Raw genomic sequence first — 19,720 nt, forward strand, 5'->3', positions numbered from 1 at the left:
CGCTTGTCGGCGCCGGGGCGCTGCGATAGGGCACGCGCATGATCAAGCAGGTCATCGCGACCGCGCTGGCGGTGGTGGCGGGCTGCGCGGCGCCCACCCCGGCGCCCGATGCCCGGCCAGCCGAGAGCGCCCGGCCCTCCTCGGTCGGCGCCGCGCCCGCGGCGGCAGCAGCGACGCCAGGCACCAGCGCGGCCGAGGTGGCGCCAGCGCCTCGCCCCGAGGACGCAAGCGCGCCGGAGCCGCCGCAGGACGGGAGCGATCGCGCGGCCGCCGAGGCGCCCGCGGCCGGCGCGTCGCCCGGCGCAGGAGCGGAGCCCAGCGCAGGCGCCGAGGCGAGCGCCGCGACCTCCGCCCGCGCGGACAACAAGATCCTGCCGGCGCTCGAGAGCGAGGAGCTCACGGCGCGAGCCAGGGCGTTGTTCGACGCCATCGTGAAGAAGGAGCCAGCGCTGGCCGAGCCCTTCTGGTTCCCCAAGGAGCCGTTCATCCCGCTCAAGGACGTGAAGGACCCCGGCAAGTACTGGGACAACCTCCACGCCGCTTACGTGAACGACGTGAAGTCGATGCATCGGAAGCGCAAGAGCTGGGAGAGGGCGCGGTTCGTCGGCTTCGTGGTGGGCTCGAAGCCGAAGTGGGTGCCTCCGGGGGACGAGGTCAACAAGATCGGCTATTACCGCTCCTTTCACGGCAAGCTGAAGTACGAGATCGACGGGAAGCCGGCGAGCCTGGACGTCCACACGATCATCTCGTGGCAGGGCCGCTGGTACATCACCCACCTCGGCGACTTCAAGAAGCGCTAGGCGTCCGCGCCCGTTCTTGTGGACGCTGCGCGGGCGCGCCGCCATGGTCTCCGCGTGGCGCCGCTCGTCTCCGTCTTGCTCCCGTACCGGCAGGCGGAAGCGACGATCGAGGAGGCGCTGGAGAGCGTGCTCGCCGAGCGCGCGGTCGACCTGGAGGTGGTCGCCGTGGACGACGGCTCGACGGACGGCGGCCCTGCCAGGGTCGCGCGCATCGCGCAGCGCGATCGCCGCGTCCTGCAGGTCGCGACGGGCGGCGTGGGGATCGCACAGGCGCTCTCGCGGGCGGCGGAGGCGGCGCGCGGCGAGCTCCTCGCCCGCATGGACGGCGACGACATCTCGGTCGGCGAGCGGCTCGCGCGACAAGCGGCGACGCTCCTCCGGGATCCGCGGCTCGACGTCGTCGGGGCCCGCGTCGAGGCGTTCGCCGCCGGGCCGATCGGCGAGGGCATGCTGCGCTACGTCGACTGGCTGAACTCGATCGTCACCCCGGAGGACCACGCGCGCGAGATGTTCGTGGAGTCCCCGCTGTGCCACCCGTCGGTGATGCTGCGGCGGAGCGCGCTGGAGCAGGTGGGCGGGTTCCGGGAGGTCCCGTGGGCGGAGGACTACGACCTGTGGCTGCGCCTCGACGCCGCGGGCGCGCGGATGGCGAAGCTCCCGGAGGTCGGCCTGCGCTGGCGGCACCGCGAGGGGCGCGCCACCTTCGCCGATCCGCGGTACGCGATCGCGAGGTTCCTCGAGGCAAAGGCGCACTACCTCGCGAGGAAGCTCGGCCCAGCGCGCCCGGTGGCCGTGTGGGGCGCGGGGAAGACGGGCCGCCGGCTGGCGAGGGCGCTCGCCCGGAACGGCGTGGCGCCCGCGCGGTTCGTGGACATCGATCCGCGCAAGATCGGCCGGATCGCGCAGGGCGCGCCGATCGTCGACCCGTCGCGGCTGGAGCGCGGCGCAGAGACCGTCGTCGTCGCCGTGGGGGCGCGGGGGGCGCGCGCGCTCATCCGCGGCCACCTCGCGGCGCGCGGCTTCGTCGAGGGCTCCGACTACGTGTGCGCCTCCTGAGCGCGCGCCGGGCGACGCTTTGCAAGCGCGCGCTCTTTTGGGAGGATTGGATCCCACAGCGATGCGGGTCCCGGTGCTCACGAGCAAGCTCGACTTCCCTCCGCCAGAACGCGCGACCCCGGAGGGGATCGTGGCCGTGGGCGGCGAGGCCTCGCCGGAGCGGCTGCTGGCCGGCTACCGGCGGGGCATCTTCCCCTGGCCCCACGAGGGGCTGCCGCTGCTCTGGTTCTCCCCGGATCCGCGCTTCGTCCTGCCGCCGCGCGAGGCGCACGTCCCCCACTCGCTGCGCAAGCGGGTGCGCCGGGGCGAGATCGAGGTGCGGACCGACACGGCGTTCGAGCGGGTCATGCAGGCCTGCAGCGCCGCGCCGCGCCCTGGGCAGAACGGCACGTGGATCACCGAGGAGCTCATCGCCGGCTACACGGCGCTGCACGCCGCCGGGGTCGCGCACAGCATCGAGGCGTGGTCGAACGGCGAGCTCGTCGGCGGCCTCTACGGCGTGTCGCTGGGGCGGATGTTCTTCGGCGAGTCGATGTTCGCGCGCGCGCCCGACGCCTCGAAGGTCGCGTTCGCGACGCTCCTCGGGAACCTCGTCGCCTGGGACTTCGCGCTGGTGGACTGCCAGGTGTACACGGACCACCTGGAGCGATTCGGCGCCATGGAGTGGCCGCGGCGCGAGTTCCTCGGCGCGCTGAAGGTGGCCCTCGACGCCCCGACGAGGTTGGGACCGTGGCGCTTCGACCTCGAGCCCGCGCAGGCGATCGAGCGCCTCATCTCGCGGTGATCGCGCCCGAGCTCCGGCCGCGCGCCGCTCTACCCCGCGCTAGCGCTCGCCGCCCGAGCCGTCCTTGATCTCTCGGAGCAGCTCCTCGATCCGCCGCTCGGCGTCCGGCCCCTCGTCGTAAAAGAAGCGCAGCGTCGGCACCACGCGCAGCCCCATCGTGCGGGCGACGTCCCTGCGCAGCCGGCCCGACGCCGCCTCCAGCCCCTTGAGCAGGGCGCGGCGCGCCGCGGCGTCCTCCGCGCCGAACTCGTGGCGCACGTGGACCTTCGCGCTCTGCAGGTCGTCGGTGATCTCCACGCGCGACACGAGCACGCCGGCGATCCGCGGGTCACGCAGATCCCGGAGCAGGTTGGACAGGTCCTCTCGGAGCCGCTCGGCGACCCGCGTCGCCCGCTTCACCACGCCGCTCATTCGTCGTCCTCTGCGTCCTCGAACATGTCCGAGGACGCTCCCAGATCTCCATCGTCACGGCCGAGCGCCTGCTCGATGCCGCCCTGCACCCCAGCACCTCCATCGCCGAACGGCACGATCTCGGTCGCCCGATCCGTGAGGACGGCGTGCGGCAGCGACCCCGCCATCGCGGCCACGTCCGCGAGGACCTTGTCGCACATGACCGACGAGTTCGAGACGACCGCGACGCCGAGCGTCGCCCGCCTCGGATCGTCGAGCACGCCGACCTCGGCGATCGACACGCGCATCCGGCTCTGCGCCCGCTCCTTCAAGGAGCGCACAACGCTGCGCTTGTCCTTGAGGGAGCGGGCCCCGACGATATCGAGACGGAGACGGAGTACACCCACGAACATCGGATGAGGCTCAGAGCTTCGTCTTGACCTCTTCGATCTCGAAGCTCTCGATGATGTCGCGCTCCTTGATGTCCGAGTAGCCCTCGAGCGAGATGCCGCACTCGAACCCCTCGACCACCTCTTTCACGTCATCCTTGAACCGGCGCAGCCCCGACAGGCGACCCGTCCAGACGACGGCGTTGTCCCGGATGAGGCGCGCCTCGCCGGTGCGCTTGACCGAGCCGCTGATGGCCATGCAGCCGGCGACCGTGCCCGCCTTCGTGATCTTGAAGACCTGGCGGACCTCGGCGCGGCCGAGGACCTTCTCCACCTTGGTCGCGGGGAGGAGCCCCTCCATCGCGCTTCGGATGTCGTCGACGGCGTTGTAGATGATGTTGTAGAGCCGGATCTCGACGCCCTCGTTCTCCGCGAGAGCGCCCGCCTTGCCGGCCGGCCGGACGTTGAAGCCGACGATGATCGCCTTCGACGCGACCGCCAGGTTGACGTCGCCCTCGGTGATGCCACCGACGGCGCCGTTCACGATCGTGACCTTCACCTTCTGGGTCGAGAGCTTCGCCAGCGCGTGGATGATCGCCTCGACCGAGCCCTGCACGTCGCCCTTGATGATCAGCTTGAGCTCGAGCTGATCGGCCTCCTGCAGGTTCTTCGTGATGGACTCGAGCGAGACACGCGAATCCTGCGGGATGAGCGTCTTCGACGCCTTCTTGCGGCGTGTCTCGGCGATCTCCTCCGCGGTCTTCCCGTCCTTGACGGCGTGGACGGGATCGCCCGCGCTCGGCACCTCGTTGAGGCCGAGGACCTCGACGGGCGTCGCGGGGCCGGCCTCGGCGACGGAGCGCCCGAGCTCATCGGTCATCGCCCTGACCTTGCCCCACGCGGCGCCGGCCAGGAGGATGTCGCCCGTGCGGAGCGTGCCGTCCTGGACCATGACGCGCGCGACCGGGCCGCGGCCGCGATCGAGCAGCGCCTCGATGACGGTGCCGCTGGCGCGCTTCTTCGGGTTGGCGCGGAGGTCCTGGACCTCGGCGAGCAGCAGGACCGACTCGAGGAGCTGGTCGATGCCCTGCCCCAGCTTCGCCGACACGGCGCAGAACATCGTCTCGCCGCCCCACTCCTCGGGCTGGAGCCCGAGGGCCGCGAGGTCGCGCTTGATCTTGTCGGCGTCGGCGCCCGGCTTGTCGATCTTGTTCACCGCGACGAGGATCGGCACCTTCGCGGCCTGGGCGTGCGAGATCGCCTCCTTGGTCTGAGGCATCACGCCGTCGTCGGCCGCGACCACCAGGATCACGATGTCGGTGAGCGAAGCGCCGCGGGCGCGCATCGCCGTGAACGCCTCGTGGCCCGGCGTGTCGAGGAACGCGATCGTGCCGCGCGGCGTCTCGACGCGGTAAGCGCCGATGTGCTGGGTGATCCCGCCGGCCTCTCCCTCGGCGACCGTGGCCTTCCTGATCCTGTCGAGGAGCGAGGTCTTGCCGTGGTCGACGTGGCCCATGACGGTGACGATGGGCGGCCGGATCTCGACCTCCTCGTCGGTGTCGGCCCCGGCCTGCATGGCCGCGGTCAGCGTGTCCTGCTCGCTGACGGCCACGTCCTCGACGCTCCAGCCGAACTCGCTGGCGAGGATCTTCGCGGTCTCGGCGTCGAGCGTGCTGTTGATGTTCACGCCCGTCATGCCCATCGACAGGAGCCGCATGAGCACGTCCGTCGCCTTCAGGCTCATCTTCGCGGCGAGCTGCTGAAGCGTGACCTGCTCCTCGATCTTGATGACCTTCTTGTGCGAGGCCATCTCCTGCGTGGAGACCTGGACCGGCTTTCGCGGGAGCCCGCCGCCTCCCGGGCGCTGCCGCCCGAACATCCCCGGGCGCGTGTTCCGACCGCCCATGGGCCGGCCGCCCGGACCGAAGCTGGGACCGCCAGGGCGCGCTTGCTGGGCGTTGGCGCGCGGGTCGTAGGTCGTGCGGCGCGCCGGCGGCGTGCCGGTGCGTGCAGCCGGCATCGTGACGCCGGGGCGCCCCTGCCAGACCTCGATGCCGGTCTTCGGCGGCGAGGACGGGCGACGCGGCGCCTGTCCCGGCGTGCCGGCCGGCTCTTCCGGCTTGGCCGCGGGCGCCGGCGCGGGCGGCGTGGTCGGCCGAGCGCCCGGGCGGGCGGCGGCCGGAGCTGCAGGCCGCTGCGGCGCGGGCGGCGGCGACGTCGGACGCGACGCCCCCTGCGCGGGAGCAGGCGCCGAGGGCGCGGCTTGCGGCCGGGCCGGCGTCGGCGCCGCGGCTGTTCCGGGCGCTGCGGCTGCTGCGGCAGGCGCAGGCGCTGCGGCAGGCGCAGGCGCTGCGGCAGGCGCAGGCGCTGCGGCAGGCGCCGCTGCTGCGGGCGCTGCGGCAGGCGCAGGGATCGGGGCGGGCGCAGCCGCCTGCGCGGGGGCGGCAGCTGGCGCCTCGGGCGCGGCCGCGACGGGGGCGGGCGCCGGCGCGGCGGCGGTGGCAGGCGGCGCCGCGACAGGCGGCGCAGGCTTCGGCTCGGGCGAGGTCACCTTCGTCTCCTCCGCGGCCACGGACGCCGCGGCAGGCGCGGTTGCTGCGGGAGCGGGAGCCGCCGGGGGCGGCGGCGCAGGGGGCGCAGCCGCAACAGGCGGCATCGCCGGGGCAGGCGCATTGGGCGCGGGTGCGGGAGCAGGCTCGCGCGGGCTCACGGCGACGACCGGCTCGGGGGCCGGCGCCGAGGGCGCTGCGACGGGAGCGGCGGGCGGCGCAACGGGGCGACGGGGCGGCGCTTCTTCCTGAGCGGCGCGCTCGGGCGGCGACGAAGCCAGAGCGGGCTCAGCCGCAGGCCGAGAGGGCGCAGGCTCCGGAGCAGCGCGAACGGGCGCCTCCGACAGGTCAGGCCCACGGCCTGGCGAGGACGGCTCGGGCTCGGCCCCGGGCCGTGCGCGGCGCTTGACGACCGTGGGGCGGATCCTCTCCTCCACCACCTCAGGCGACTTCTGCCGCTCGAGGTGCCGCTTCACCCGCTCGACGACGTCGGACTCGACGGCGCTCATGTGATTGCGCACGTCGCCTATACCCATGGACTGGAAGAGCGCGACCAGCGTCTTCTGGTCCATGTTCAGCTGCTTGGCGACCTCGTAGACCCGGACTTTGCTCATGCACCTCGCTCCACGTTAACCAATCCGCCTCACCCATCCGCGCGGGCGACGATTTGCGGCCACTCTGTCCACCGTCGAGGCGCGTCCGGTAGGTCCGGACACCGCCGCCCTGCCCCCGACCGCGCCGCCTCCCCCCGTCCCCGGCGCGGTAGCAAGAAGCCGACCCGACCCACTCTCCGGCACCCGCCGCTCGTCGCGGCTGGTGAGCGCGCCCTCCAGGCTGCCGGTTCTTCCCCCGACATCCTCGGACGCCGAGAGAACCCCGGCCCCGGGGTTCTCGCGCTCCACGCCCGACGTCCCCGGCGCGCGGCGACGCGAGAGGCCAGCATGGCCAGGCGGCGCCTTCCGTTGCTCGGGGCTCCCGCCCTCCTCCGATCGGGCGGCCGCGCTGCGCGAAGGCCGCCCCCTGCGACCGGCGCCGCGGCGTCCGCCCTCCGCGGCGTCCTCGCCCCGCTCGACGCGCGCGCACGTGTCCACGACGTGCGCTGCGTTCGCGACGGCAGCGGCGATCGACGCCGATGAGATCGCCATCAGGCCAACGCCGTGCTCGCGCGGGCCGCCCGCCAGGGCGCCGAGCCCCTGCTCGCTGCCCCACGCGACGGCGCGCCCTTCGGCGACGGCGCGCCTGACCTCCGGCAGATCCGCGCCTGCCGCCGCGTCGCACGCGACCAGGACGAGCGCGGCCTCGCCCCGCACGCACGACCTTACGACCGCGTCGGCGCCCATCGCCACGCTCTGGGAGCGGACGGCGGCACGGAGGAGCCCCTGGAGCCGGCGCTCGGTAGCCTCTCGGATCGCCCGCGCCAGCGAGACGGTCGTGAGCGGTTCGACGCCCTGCGCCTGATCGTCGACGCCCTCGGCGCCTCCTCCAGCGGCCCCCACGATCGCGTGGACACGTCCCTTCGCGGCGCGGGCGAGCCCCCGGGCGACCGCCGCCGAGAGGCAGCCCTGCTGCGGGTGGACGTGTGCGCCCCGCCCGAACCCGCCGTCGCCCGGATCGACCGCGACCACACCGCCGGGACCAAGGATGAGCCGGACGAGCGGACGAGCGCCGCGGACGTCGTCGACGCCGACGCGCTCCCCACAGCCGACGCACGTGCGCACTCGCCCCTTCTCGAAGGGCTCACGCTCACCCGCGTCGCTCTGTCTGCTCACCGCTGATCCCATCCTCGGCCCTCTACTTCTCCTCGCAGCCTACGCGTGCCTCACTTCTGCGGCGCGTCGAACGTCCGCCCGCGCCGCATCGAGCACCTTCTGCTCGCTTTCAACGAAATCCCGCGCCCCCTGCTTGATGGCGCGCGCCTTCTTGATGCCGAGGCCGGTGCGGATCGCCAGCCGATCCTCGTCCTCCCGCAGCACGTCCTCGACGCTGCGGTACCCGGCCTCCTCGAGCAACACCACCGTCCGATCGCCGACGCCACGGATGAACATCAGCCGCTCGCGGTCGGTGAGCGGCTCGGTGCGCGAGCTCGCGGAGCGGATGCGCTCCTGCCGCAGTCGCTCCATCGTCGTGTCCGCCTGCGACTTGATGCGATCGGCGGCCTCGACGCCGCCGAGACCCGGGATGGCCGCGAGCTCCTCGACCGAGGCCTCGCTGACCTCCTCGAGCGCGCGGAAGCCGAGCCGGTACATGGACTTGGCGATCTGCTCCGTCACCACGTCCATCTGCTGCAGGGCGGAGATCGCCTCTTCTTCCATCTGCTTGAACTTGGTCTCGCTGATGATGTCGAGCTTCCAGTTCGTCAGCTGCGCGGCGAGCCGCACGTTCTGGCCCTTGCGCCCGATCGCGAGCGACAGCTTCTCGTCCGGGACCACGAGCTCCATGCGCCCGTCGGCCTCGTCGACGATCACCTTGTGCACCTCGGCCGGCTGGATCGCGGCGATGACGTAGCGCGCCGGATCCCGATCGAACGGCACGATGTCGATCTTCTCGCCGCGGAGCTCCTGGACGACCGCCTGCACGCGCGAGCCCTTCATGCCCACGCACGCGCCCACCGGGTCGACGTCCGCGTCGCGGCTGGTCACCGCGATCTTCGAGCGGGCGCCCGGCTCCCGGGCGACCGACACGATCCGCACGATGCCCTCGTAGATCTCGGGGACCTCGGCCTCGAAGAGCTTCTCGACGAGCCGTGGATCGGAGCGAGAGAGGATGACCTGCGGGCCGCGGGCCTCGCGATCGATGTCCTTCACGTACGCCACGATGCGGTCCCCGGGCCGGTACGTCTCGCGCGGCGTCTGCTCGCGGAACGTGAGCACGCCCTCGGTGCGGCCGATGTCGACGATGATGTTGTTGCCCTTCTCGAACCGCCGCACGATGCCGCGGATGAGCTCGCCCTTGCGATCCTTGTACTCGTTGAAGATGAGATCGCGCTCGGCGTCGCGCACGCGCTGCAGCAGGACCTGCTTCGCCGTCTGCGCGGCGATGCGCCCGAAGGTCGTGCGGCCGTGCTTGAGCTTCAGGATGTCGCCGTATTCCTTGTCCTGATCGCGCGCCTTCTCCGCGTCCTCGGGCCGCCAGAAGACCTGGAAGCCGAGCTCCTCGCCCAGGGTCGCGTCCAGCTTCAGCTTGTCCACGTCAGTGATGGAGATCTCGCGCTCCGGCTCCGTCACGGCCTCGACCACGGTCATGTACTGGAAGAGGTCGATCTGCCCGGTGTCCTCGTTGAAGCGCGCCTCGAGCTCGCGGGTGGGGCCGAAGACGCTCTGCGCGGCCTTCAAGATCGCGGCCTCGATCGTCTCGACGAGGATCTTCTTGTCGATCCCCTTCTCCTTCGCGACCTGATCGAGGATGCTGCCGAGGCTCGTCTCCGAGGTCGGCATCGCTGCCATCGTTGCCATGACGTCCCTGTCTCCTGATCTTTCTTCTCTCTACTTGCGCTTCTCGGAGCCGCGCTCGCTCCGCTTTGAGCCCGACCGCGGAGCCGCCTCCGCGAGCTGCTTCTTCTGCCCCGACTCCTTAGCCGGCTCCTTGCCCTGCCGCTGCCCCTTCTTTGGCTGCGCCGTGAGCTCGAAGACGAGGCGCGCCTCCACGACATCCGCGAACGGGACCGCGATCCGCTTGCCGTCGACCAGCACCGCGACCTGCCCCTCCGGAGCCTCGAGGAGCTCGCCCCGGAGCAACCGCTGACCGTCCGGCGCGGGGCGCGCCAGCTTCACCTTCGCTGTCCTGCCGATGAAACGAGCGAACTCGGCCGCTGTACGCAGCCGCCGGTCGAGGCCAGGCGAGCTGACCTCGAGGTTGTAATGGTTGGGTATGAGATCCTCGGCGTCGAGGACCGATGAGACGTCGCGCGACACATCCGCGCAGTCCTCGAGCGTGACCCCGCCGCCCGCGTCGCCCGCGTGGTCCGCGTCGTCCGCGTTCTCGCGCTCGATCGTGAGCCGCAGCGTCCAGCCCGCCCGCTCCGTGATCCACTCCAGATCGACGAGCGTGATCCCATGCGAGGCCAGCACCGGCGCGACGGCGTCGCGAACGCGCCCGAGATCGAACACGGCTCTGGTCGAAGGCTCCATGGGTTGCTGCATGTGAGAGACGTCACTTTCGGCGGATCCAGGTCCTCCCAGCGCGATCGGCCCCGAGCGAGGGTGCCCGGTGCCTCTGCGCCAAAAAAAAAGAGCCGATTCCCCGAACTGGGAACCCGGCTCGCGGATCCGCCTAGTTGTCGGCGGACAACCTAGTCGAATGCGGGCCTTCATGCAAGGGGGGATACGGGCAAACCGCCCCTGCACGGCCGGAGATCTCCCGCCGGTTCCTCCTCGCGTCGTCGCGTCGTCGCGTCGTCGCGTCGTCGCGTCGTCGCTTCCTCGCTTCCTCGCTTCCTCGCGAGGGCCAGCGGCGCGTCAGCGCTGGAGCGCTCCCCGCCGCGCGGCGGTCACGCGACGCGCCCGCCGGGTCCGCCAGCGTTATGCCAGATTCGGCAGCGCGACGATATCGACGTGCAGGACCTCCTCGAACGCCGCGATTTCCTTCAGACAGGCCTCGCTCGGCCGGCCGGAGACCCGCATCTTCGTGCAGGTCGCAGTGGCCCCCTCGAAGACGGTGTTTGAAATCTCCTCGATGTTGATCCCGTGGCGTTTCATGACGCTGAGCGTGTTCGCGAGGACGCCGACCTTGTCCATCATCCGGACGACGACCGCGTAGCGGGCGGGCGACGTGGCGCAGATGTTGACCACGTTGGGCAGCTCCTCCTCCGTCATGAAGGCGCGGATGATCCGGGCCGTCTCGAGGGCGACCGCGCGCTGGGCCTGCTCCGTCTGCGCGCCGATGTGCGGGGTGCCGTAGACGAGCCCTCGCCCGAGGAGGTGCGACTCGAACGGCGCCGAGCTCTTGTCAGGCTCGGTGGCGAACACGTCGAGACCGACCCGCAGCCCCTTGCGCGGGATGAGCTCCTCGAGCGCGGCGTAGTCCATCACCTCGGGGCGCGCGGCGTTCACGACGATGGCGCCGTCGGGGAGCGCCTCGAGGACGCTCCGGCTGACGATGCCGCGCGTCTGCGGGGTGGCCGTCAGGTGGACGGTGAAGATGTCGGAGCGGGCAGCCAGATCCTCCAGGGTCCGCGCATAGCTGACGTCGAGCTTGGCGGCGCGGCCCGGCGTCAACGAGCGCGACCAGGCGTGCGGCTCGAGCCCGAACGCGCGGGCGCGCAGGAGCACCTCACGGCCGATCGCGCCGAGCCCCGCGATCCCGATCCGCCGACCGAACAGGCCACGGGCCACCGAGTACTTCGCCTTCTCCCAGCGGCCGGCCCGGAGCTCCGACGTCGCATCGACAAGGCGGCGGTCCAGCGCGAGGATGAACGCCATCGTCAGCTCTGCCACCGCGGTCGCGTTCTTGCCGGGACAGTTCGCCACGTAGATGCCGCGCGCGCTCGCGGCCGCGACGTCGATCGTCCCCACGCCGACCCCTGCCCTCACGATCAGGTTGAGCTGCCGCCCGGACGCGATCGCCTTCGCCGTGACCTCGGTGGAACGAACGACGAGAATGCCGATCCCGTCGAGGGCCGCCGGCAGCGTGTCTCTGGTGAGCTCCGGCCGGGACTCGATCTCGATCCCGAGCACCTTGAGCTCTTCCAGAGCCGAGAGGTCCATTTTGTCGGCTACTAGCAGGCGCATGCGGACGGGAACCGTAACAGAAAAGCTCTCGCTGACGATGAGCGTTCTACGCCTCGTCTGCGTCGTCTGCGTCGTCTGCGTCAGTTGCGCCAGCTCATGCGCCAGCGATCATCAGGTTTCTCCCTGGGGTGCAGCGGGCAGACCGACGCTCGGCGCGTTCGTCGCGCCCCCGGACCTCGACGCTCGGCTGCACGCCATCGACGTGGAGGCCGCCGAGCTCGGGCTGAAGCTCGAGGTCGAGCTCCGCGGCGCGCTACGGCGCGGCGGCGAGGTGGTGGTGCGCGGCTACAGCGGGACCGACGCGCTCGGGCGCCGCACCTCGGCGGTCCGCGTGGCGACGCCGCACGGCGTGGTCATCGCCGCGGGGCCGCTCGACAGCGGGCGCGTGGACCGCAGGCAGGCGACCCAGCTGATACCGTCGCTCCTCCCCGGCCACGAGCCGGAGGCGACGGAGCAGCTCGGGGCGTTCCGCTCCGGGACCGATCTCAACCGAGACGGCGCTCCGGACGTCGTGCTCAGAAACGAGGAAGGCGAGCTGGAGATCTGGGCCGTGCAGCCGCTCGGCGCGGCCCGGTACGCCGTCGAGCTCGCGGCGCCGCCGCGGTTCGCGCTCGACGTCGATCAGGATGGCACCCTGGAGCTCGCCGGCCGGATCCCGCTCGGCGAGGGGGATCCCATCGCGCCCGATCTCCTCGACGTCGCCGGGTTCGAGGGAGATCGCTACACGCACCGCGGCAGCGTCGCTCGGGCGTTCCATGCGACGCGCGCGGAAGGCCCCGGCTCGGAGACGGCCGGCCAGGGCAAGCGGCAAGAGCCGCCGAAGGACGACGCCGCGCGCCTGCGGGGGGCGCTCGAGCGGGCCTGGCACGCGGTGCTCGCGGGCAGGCCGGCGGCCGAGGCGCTCGCGACGCTCGACCGAGAGCCGGTGACGCCAGCGCTCCGGGGCGCGTTCTCGGCGCACCGCGCGCGCGTCGCGGCGGCCGCGGGCGGTCCTCCGGCGCCGCCCGGCGCCGGAGGCGTCCCTACTCGTCCGCAGGGAGCATCGGAAACGCCTGCTCGAAGGTGACGAGGATGTCGCCGGGGAGCGCGTCAGGCTCCTTGTAGCCGCGCGTCAGCGGCACCCCCCAGTCGGCGCGCATGACGACGCGGTTGAGCTGCGGGAAGAGGGCCCGCACCCCGAAGCCAGCCGACTGCTTGAGGCGCAGATCGTCGAAGCCGTCGAAGGCGTCGCCGGCGTCGAAGAAGGCCGCGCCCGCGACCTGGCACGACCAGATCTCGAGGGGCCGCGTGCGGAGCTCCAGGTTCGCGGAGAGCACGTCCTCGCCGATGAACGCCGCCGTCGGGTACCCGCGGAGCCGGGTGTCGCCGCCGAGGACCAGCTTCCTGTTCAGGTAGTTCCTGTACCGGTCGAACAGGCGCACGTCGAACACGAGCCGCCCGACGCCGAAGCTCGGCGTGTGGACCCGCGCGCGCGCCTCGATGGAGGCGTCGAAGATCTGCGAGCCGTCGAGCTCGGTGACGGTCTCGACCACGGCGCGCGCGAGGCCGTCGCCGAGCGCGACGGTGTACGCGGCCGCGGCGGAGATCCCGACGAAGCTCCGGCTGGAGTTGAGCGCGGTCGTGACCGGATAGATCAGGATCGCGAGCTCGTGCCCCAGCCGGTAGTCCTCCTGCAGCGCGAGCGTGTTGAAGTCGAGGACGCGCAAGAAGCGGGTCGAGTACGTCGCGTACTTGAACGTCGGCGCGACGCGGGTGTCGCTCACCGGCATCACGCGCTCCTCGAACTCGGCGATCGCGGCAGGGGCGAGGCCCCCGGGCGCGTCGAGGCGATAGACCTTGCGGCTCGCCTCGATGCCCACCGAGACGTCGTGCTTCACGGTCGAGGACCTCGACGCGCCGCCGCCGAAGCTGCGCGTGACGGCGTAGCTGCCCACCAGGAGATCGCTCCGGTAGCGGTACGGGACGCGATCGTCCCCCGGCGTGGCCGCCGCGTCGAAGGTGGCGAGCTTCGTGCCGACGAAGCGGCGGGTCACCTCGTCGCGCCAGGAGATCTCGAGGTCCCAGGCCCACTCCGCCTGCGTCGCGTAGAGCGGCTGCCCGTAGCCGAGCTCGCCGCTCGTGCCCTCGAACTCCCCGGTCTCCCGGTCGAGGATCGCGTTCACCTCGGTCCACAGCCGCACGTGGCTGCCGCCAATGCGCGGCATCGTGTAGGTGACGCCGAGCGAGAGCGCTCCGGGATCGAGCCCGAGCTGCGCCGCGACGGCGTGGTGGACGCCGAGCAGGTTCTGCTCGCTGGGCTGCAGGAACAGGTACTCGAGCTGCCCGCCGGCGATGCGGTAGTCCGAGTTGAGGCGCAGGCTCCAGACGTCCTTGGTGACGACGGCGACCCGCACCCGATCCGGAGCGCCGCCCCGCACGGCGAAGACGAGGACGAGCGACAGCTGGGGCAGGTCGCGCAGGATGCGCGCCGACTCGTCGGCGAGCGCCTGCTCGTAAGGGCGCCCGACCGCGAGCAGCACCTCGCGCCGGATGACGTGCGGCCGCGAGAGCGCGTGGAACCAGTTCAGGAAGGCCGGCGCAGGATCGCGGTCCTCGATCACCTCGAGCGGGACCACGTCGATCCCCTCGACGATCTTGCCCTCGGGGGCAGGCTCGAGCGTCGCGCCGAGGCGCGACAGGACACGCTCGATGGTGGCGCTCTCGTAGCTCGAATAGCCCTCGCGCCGAGCCGGCGCGGCGGGCGCCGCCGGCCCCCCCTGCTCCCCGGCGGCCGCCGCCTTCCCGCCCTGCTGGGCCTGCGCCTCGAGCGCGAGCAGCGCCCCGAGGGCAGGGAACACGCAGCGCACCAGCACGATCGATGCGCTACGCACGAGCCTCTCGCCTCAGAAGGACTCGTTGGCAGGGTACGTCGCCATGACGTTGATCTTGTACTTCACGTACTGGTGCGGGATCGTCCCCCACTCGGGCGTCGGCATGGCCCGCTTCACGCAGCGGAGCAGCTCCTTCGTCTTCGCGCGGCTCACCGTCGTCGACTTGCCCACGTAGAGGTTCGTCCGCTTGCGCCGGAAATCCATCTCGAGGACGAAGCTCACCGTGATGCTCGCCTTGCCGGAAGGGGCGCACTGGACGTTGTCGCGGATCGCGCGCGACAGGCCGTCCTCGAAGAAGGTGACGTGATCGCAGCGCTCGGGCGGGGTGGTGCCCGGGCCGGGGTTCTGGCACTTGAGCGTGGTGAACGGCGAGAGCGTGACGCCCTCGGACAGCCCGGCGCCCGCGTCGGCGAGCGCGCCCGCGTCCCAGGCGTAGGTGCCTGCGTCAGCCGTCGCGGCGTCCGCGGAGGGGATCGACTCGGGCTTCGGGCGCCGCCACAGGTAGAGCGGCACCGCCACCACGATGAGGCCCGCGACGAGCGCGATGATGATCTGGAGCCGCACGGGGCGCTCGCTGCCGCCGCGACCGAGGTAGCGGTACGGCGAGGGCTGAGAGGGCGGACTGGAGGTGGAAGGGAACGGAGGCCGGCTGTTCATCGGACACGCTCAGGCTCAATCGATGAGCGTCCGCGCAGGGCGCCCAGGCTCGCCCTTCACCAGCGTCGCGCCGAGCTCGAGCGTCTCCGGGAGCATCCCCTGGACCTGCGCGACCACCTGCTCGACCACGTGACGGGCCTCGTCGATGCTCGGACCCACGATCGAGACCACGAACTTGAGCGGCCCCGTCCGGCCCGCGACGGCCGGCGTGAGGCTGAGCAGGAGCATCTCGGTCAGATCGATCACCCGCTGCGCCGCCTTCCGCAGGGCGAGCATCTCCAGGATGGTCGGGCGCTCGCTGACCTGGCGGTTCGGCCCGCGCAGCTCGTACCGCGCGACCTGCATCGGCACCTCGGCCCAGTCGGCGAACAGGCCGTCCTCGTCGATCGCCTTCATCAGGTGCTCGCGCACGAGAAGGCCGGTGAGGCCGTCGCGCTTCGCGAGGTACTGCTTCGCGCGCCGGTGCTGCGGCGAGTCCGGGCCGAACGTCACGAGCTTCATCCGGCACTCGCCGACCTGCACCTCGCCGCCGTGCAGCAGCGAGACCTGCGACTTGCGCTCGTAGTTGAAGTCCGCGTAGCTGCCGTTCGTGCTGCCCTGGTCCTCGATGAACCACGACCCCGTCTGCCACTTCAGGATCGCGTGCGCCCCCGAGACGGTCGCCTCGGGCACGCACAGGCTCTGATCGCTGCGGCGGCCGAGCGCGAGCTTCGTGTCGTGCAGCGGCAGCAGGGAGCCCACGATCTCGGGCGCGTTCGTCGCGTACGTCACGAGCAGCGACTGCGCCCCGGGGGTGAAGTTCAGCTTGAGCGCGCCGCCCGGCGGCGGGCCGGGATCGAGGCGCTCGCGCGGCAGCTGGATCGGGCTCGTGGTCAGCTGCGACGGGTTGAAGAAGCGCATGTGCCGCGCCTGCGGCCGCATCGACGGGTCCTCGTTGAGGCCGCGGAAGATCTGCCGCACCTCGTCGATCGACAGGCCCGCCGGCACGTCGAACATGATCTGCTGCTTCATCGTCTTGACCCGCGGCTTGTAGCCGGGCTCCGGGACGCGGCAGGTCCACATCTCCCAGAGGGTCAAGGCCATGGCGTACACGTCGTCCTCGGGGCTCGCGCCGCCGTTGCGCAGCCGCTCGGGAGACATGTAGTTCGGCGTGCCGCCGTCGGGCGGCGCGCCAGGGCGGCGCGCCGAGGCGCGCGCGCGCTCCTGGGCGAAGCCGAAGTCGAGGATCACCGCGCGGCCCTCGGAGACCATCACGTTGCCCGGCTTCAGATCGCCGTGCACGAGGCCCTGCGCGTGGATGGCCGCGAGCCCGTTGCAGACCTCGCTCGCGATCTTGCGGAACTCGTCCGCCGAGTAGCCGCCCTGGGCCTTGCGCTTGCGGATGTGCGTGTGGAGCGTCTGCCCGGGGATCTGCTCCATCACGAGGATGGGGCCCCACGGGCTCGGCGCGAGGTCGTGCACGCGACAGACGTTCGGGTGGCCCACCGAGCGCGCGAGGAGGAGCTCCTGGCGAAGCGCCTCGTCGTCGCCTGGCATGCGCGACTCTTCGCGGACCACCTTGAGGGCCACGGTCTGCTGCGTCGAGCGATCGAAGGCCAGGAAGACCTCGCCCATGCCGCCTTTACCGAGGCTCTGACGGATGTCGTAACGGTCATTGATGACCGTTCCGGCAGTGATGGGAGGAGGGGGTGTCTTGGTCACGGCCCGCGGTGGATAAAAGGAGCGCGAACCGGAGCGTGCCCGACACCGGCTGCGGCGCACAGCGTCGTCCATCTGAACGTCGAGCGCAACGGTCGTTCGGAGGGAGAGGCCAAACCCAGCGCTGCGGCGGCCGCTTCCCCGCTGATTTGGGCCGAGATCGCCCCTCCGAACGTCCCGGCCGCCGGGATCTCTTGACGATGACGGCTGATTTGTTTACGCGGCTCGGCCAGCCCGGCGCACGTCACGCTCGCGCCGGCGCGGGCGTGACGTGCGCCGGGCCAGCGAGCCGTCGAAGCCACGTCCCACCTACCGGACGGGCGAGAAGAGTGGCTCCTCCGCGACGGCGTGGGGACGGCCCAGCGGACCGATGTTCGTCCGGGACGATGCCGACGGTGCAGAGGACGCGAAGGACATCGTCCGACGGACGCCGTCCGAGGGCGCGAACGGGAGCGCGAGGGCGGTCGCGTGCGCGCCGACAGCTCCCCGGCTCCGCTCATGGGCCTCTCGATCGCAGGCACGTCGCTCTCGCGCTCTCTTCACCGACGACGCGAACCGCGCCTGGATCGGCGGCCTCACACGGAACGCGGCTCCCTGCTCAGGGTCGGGTCGCTGTCGTCACCGACGTTCAACCTCGCGCGGCCCGTCACGCCTCGACGACCGCACGGACGGCAGCGCACCACGCTCCACGCATTCCCTGCTTGTATCGTGGCACTGCAGATTGACACCTCAGAGTCGCCTCAGTCAGACTGCTCCCGAGGCGGCTGCTGTGTGTCCAATCTTCACCTCCTCCCGCTGCCCGAGGAGAGGCGCGACATGCCTGATAGCCGACAGCGAGAGGTAACCGGCAGCTCGAAGGTCTCGAGGGCTGCCGCGACAGACCCGCTGCTGGGGCGTGTCATCAACGGCCGCTTCACGATCGTCAGCGTCATCGCCCGCGGCGGCATGGGGAAGGTGTACAGGGCCGAGCAGGCGCCGCTCGGCCGCATCTGCGCGCTCAAGGTGCTGAGCCCCAAGTACGAGGGCGACCACGATCCCGAGTTCCACAGGCGCTTCTTCCTCGAAGCGTCGATCGCGGCGAAGCTCACGCACCCGAACACGGTCACCGTGTTCGACTACGGCCAGAGCGACGACGATATCTACTACATCGCGATGGAGTACATCGAGGGGAAGACCCTGCACCGCGTGCTCCGCGAGGAAGGGCCGTTCTCCGAGGCGCGCGCGGCCCACATCGCGCGCCAGATCTGCCGGTCGCTCCGCGAGGCGCACGGGCTCGGGGTCGTGCACCGCGACCTCAAGCCGGGCAACGTGCTGCTCGTCGATCACGAGGACGAGCACGACCACGTGAAGGTGCTCGATTTCGGGCTCGTCAAGGACACCCAGAGCGGCGAGGACCTGACCCAACAAGGCCTGTTCATGGGCTCGCCCAAGTACATGGCGCCCGAGCAGATCACCGGCAGCGAGGTCTCGGCGCGCACCGATATCTACGCGCTCGGCGTGATGATGTACGAGATGCTGTCGGGCCACGTGCCCTTCGACAAGGGCGCGGGCGTCGGGACGCTCATGTCGCACGTCCACGACCAGATCCCGCCGATGCAGGCCCACAACCCGCAGCTCTCCATCTCGCAGACGATGGAGGGGATCGTCTATCGCTGCCTGGAGAAGGACCCGGCGCACCGCTTCTCCTCGATGAACGAGCTCGTCAACGCGCTCAAGTTCACCGCAGGCGGCATCTCCACGCGAGACACGGGCGAGAACCCGCCCATGCCGTCCGGCGCGACGGGCTACCGCGCGTCGCTGCCCTCGTACACGTCGGCCACGCCGTACCCGTCGGCGCCTTCGCGTCCGTCGGCCACGCCGTACCCATCGGCGCCCTCGCGTCCGTCGGCCACGCCGTACCCATCGGCGCCCTCGCGCCCGCCGGCCACGCCGCGCCCATCGGCCGCTCCGCTCTCGACGACGAGCGATTTTCCGGGCCTCTCCACGCCGTACTCGTCGCCCCCCGCGAGCTCACCCGCCACCTATACAGGCCCCCTCGCCACGGACAGCGCCCTCAAGCCGCCGGCGGCGCCCGTCTTCGTCCCCCCGTCGATCACCGACGCGATGGGGTCGCGCCCAGCGCCGCCCGCGGAGGGGCTCTCCGCCATCCAGACCGGCGCGAGCCCAGGTCGAAAGGTCATGCCCTGGGCGCTCACCGCGGTCCTCGCGGCCGGGGTCGGCGTCGCCGCCGCCCTGCTGGCGCGCGCGCCGGTCGCCCACACGAGCGCGGCGGCGCGCGAGCAGGGCGCGGTGAGCCCTCCTCCGCCCGCGGCGACAGCGCCGGCGCCCGCGGCGCGCGGGCTGCACATCGAGAGCACGCCGCCCGGCGCGGCCGTCAGGGAAGGCAACAAGGAGCTCTGCGCCGAGACGCCGTGCGAGATCGTCTGGCGAGGGGCCGCAGCCGCGCTCGCGCTGGAGCACGAGCTCGTGTTCGAGAAGCCGGGCTACAAGCCCGCCACGGTGCACGTCTCCGGCGCCGAGGAGAAGGTGCGCGCGAAGCTCGACCCGGACGCGATCCCGGCGCCGGCGACCCCGAACAGGCCCAGGGCGAACACCCAGGAGCCCGAGCCGTACAAGAGCAACCCCTACTGACGAGGGCGCGGACGCGCCCCGGCCGCTCTTCTGGTAGAGTCGCCGCGCTTTCGCGGCTGCGGCCTCTTACCATGGCCGCGGCGGCTTCGCGTTCGCGCGAGGAGCTCACCGGACGCTCCTCGCGTGGACCCGTCGATGAAGTGTTCGGTGTGATGTGGGGGAGCAGCGCC

At 71.8% G+C, this 19,720-nt stretch carries 15 protein-coding genes; 5 read left to right on the forward strand and 10 right to left on the reverse strand.

The features are described 5' to 3' along the window. Positions 1-38 precede the first annotated feature (38 nt). From WMF44_RS31215 to aat, 3 genes are all read left to right on the forward strand, one after another. Positions 39-800, forward strand: coding sequence for a hypothetical protein (locus tag WMF44_RS31215; protein ID WP_437293695.1), 762 nt, complete (start codon positions 39-41; stop codon positions 798-800). A 54-nt stretch (positions 801-854) separates the two neighbouring features. Then, complete coding sequence (locus WMF44_RS31220; RefSeq protein ID WP_437293696.1) at positions 855-1,856, forward strand: glycosyltransferase; 1,002 nt, start codon at positions 855-857, stop codon at positions 1,854-1,856. A 61-nt stretch (positions 1,857-1,917) separates the two neighbouring features. Further along, positions 1,918-2,640 (forward strand): leucyl/phenylalanyl-tRNA--protein transferase, encoded by a 723-nt coding sequence (gene aat, locus WMF44_RS31225; protein ID WP_437293697.1) that lies wholly within the window; start codon positions 1,918-1,920, stop codon positions 2,638-2,640. 39 nt (positions 2,641-2,679) lie between these two features. Here aat and rbfA read toward each other — a convergent pair whose 3' ends face one another. The 7 genes from rbfA to WMF44_RS31260 form a co-directional block, all read right to left on the reverse strand. Continuing rightward, positions 2,680-3,051 (reverse strand): 30S ribosome-binding factor RbfA, encoded by a 372-nt coding sequence (gene rbfA, locus WMF44_RS31230; RefSeq protein WP_437293698.1) that lies wholly within the window; start codon positions 3,049-3,051, stop codon positions 2,680-2,682. Continuing rightward, positions 3,048-3,443 carry a DUF503 domain-containing protein gene (locus WMF44_RS31235; RefSeq protein ID WP_437293699.1) on the reverse strand — a complete coding sequence of 132 codons (396 nt, stop codon included), beginning with the start codon at positions 3,441-3,443 and terminating at the stop codon, positions 3,048-3,050. Before WMF44_RS31235 ends, rbfA begins: the two co-directional genes overlap by 4 nt. A 10-nt stretch (positions 3,444-3,453) precedes the next feature. Then, positions 3,454-6,582: a translation initiation factor IF-2 gene (gene infB / locus WMF44_RS31240; protein WP_437293700.1), complete on the reverse strand. Its 3,129-nt coding sequence runs from the start codon at positions 6,580-6,582 to the stop codon at positions 3,454-3,456. A gap of 15 nt (positions 6,583-6,597) precedes the next feature. Beyond that, on the reverse strand, positions 6,598-7,737 hold the full coding sequence (locus WMF44_RS31245; RefSeq protein ID WP_437293701.1) for a DUF448 domain-containing protein: 1,140 nt from the start codon (positions 7,735-7,737) through the stop codon (positions 6,598-6,600). A 39-nt stretch (positions 7,738-7,776) separates the two neighbouring features. Next, positions 7,777-9,420 carry a transcription termination factor NusA gene (gene nusA, locus WMF44_RS31250; protein WP_437293702.1) on the reverse strand — a complete coding sequence of 548 codons (1,644 nt, stop codon included), beginning with the start codon at positions 9,418-9,420 and terminating at the stop codon, positions 7,777-7,779. Between the two features lie 30 nt (positions 9,421-9,450). Further along, positions 9,451-10,095 carry a ribosome maturation factor RimP gene (gene rimP / locus WMF44_RS31255; protein WP_437293703.1) on the reverse strand — a complete coding sequence of 215 codons (645 nt, stop codon included), beginning with the start codon at positions 10,093-10,095 and terminating at the stop codon, positions 9,451-9,453. Between the two features lie 390 nt (positions 10,096-10,485). Continuing rightward, positions 10,486-11,670, reverse strand: a complete 1,185-nt coding sequence (locus WMF44_RS31260) for a phosphoglycerate dehydrogenase (RefSeq protein ID WP_437293704.1) — start codon at positions 11,668-11,670, stop codon at positions 10,486-10,488. Between the two features lie 61 nt (positions 11,671-11,731). On the opposite strand from WMF44_RS31260, the gene WMF44_RS31265 reads away from it, so the two are divergent. Beyond that, the gene (locus WMF44_RS31265; RefSeq protein WP_437293705.1) at positions 11,732-12,760 is read left to right on the forward strand and encodes an FG-GAP repeat domain-containing protein; all 1,029 of its coding nucleotides are present in this window, start codon (positions 11,732-11,734) and stop codon (positions 12,758-12,760) included. Here the strand turns inward: WMF44_RS31265 and WMF44_RS31270 are convergent. From WMF44_RS31270 to WMF44_RS31280, 3 genes are read right to left on the reverse strand one after another with little or no spacing between them, the layout of a single operon-like run. Further along, positions 12,717-14,564 (reverse strand): hypothetical protein, encoded by a 1,848-nt coding sequence (locus WMF44_RS31270; protein WP_437293706.1) that lies wholly within the window; start codon positions 14,562-14,564, stop codon positions 12,717-12,719. The genes WMF44_RS31265 and WMF44_RS31270 overlap by 44 nt on opposite strands. Before the next feature lie 12 nt (positions 14,565-14,576). Then, positions 14,577-15,221, reverse strand: a complete 645-nt coding sequence (locus tag WMF44_RS31275) for a hypothetical protein (RefSeq protein WP_437293707.1) — start codon at positions 15,219-15,221, stop codon at positions 14,577-14,579. A 15-nt stretch (positions 15,222-15,236) separates the two neighbouring features. After that, positions 15,237-16,922 carry an FHA domain-containing serine/threonine-protein kinase gene (locus tag WMF44_RS31280; RefSeq protein WP_012238434.1) on the reverse strand — a complete coding sequence of 562 codons (1,686 nt, stop codon included), beginning with the start codon at positions 16,920-16,922 and terminating at the stop codon, positions 15,237-15,239. Between the two features lie 813 nt (positions 16,923-17,735). Between WMF44_RS31280 and WMF44_RS31285 the strand changes: the two genes are divergently transcribed. After that, on the forward strand, positions 17,736-19,550 hold the full coding sequence (locus tag WMF44_RS31285; protein ID WP_437293708.1) for a protein kinase domain-containing protein: 1,815 nt from the start codon (positions 17,736-17,738) through the stop codon (positions 19,548-19,550). The last annotated feature ends 170 nt before the right edge of the window (positions 19,551-19,720 follow it).

Source organism: Sorangium sp. So ce426 (assembly GCF_051475585.1).
In the GTDB taxonomy this organism is placed as follows: domain Bacteria; phylum Myxococcota_A; class Polyangia; order Polyangiales; family Polyangiaceae; genus Sorangium; species Sorangium cellulosum_B.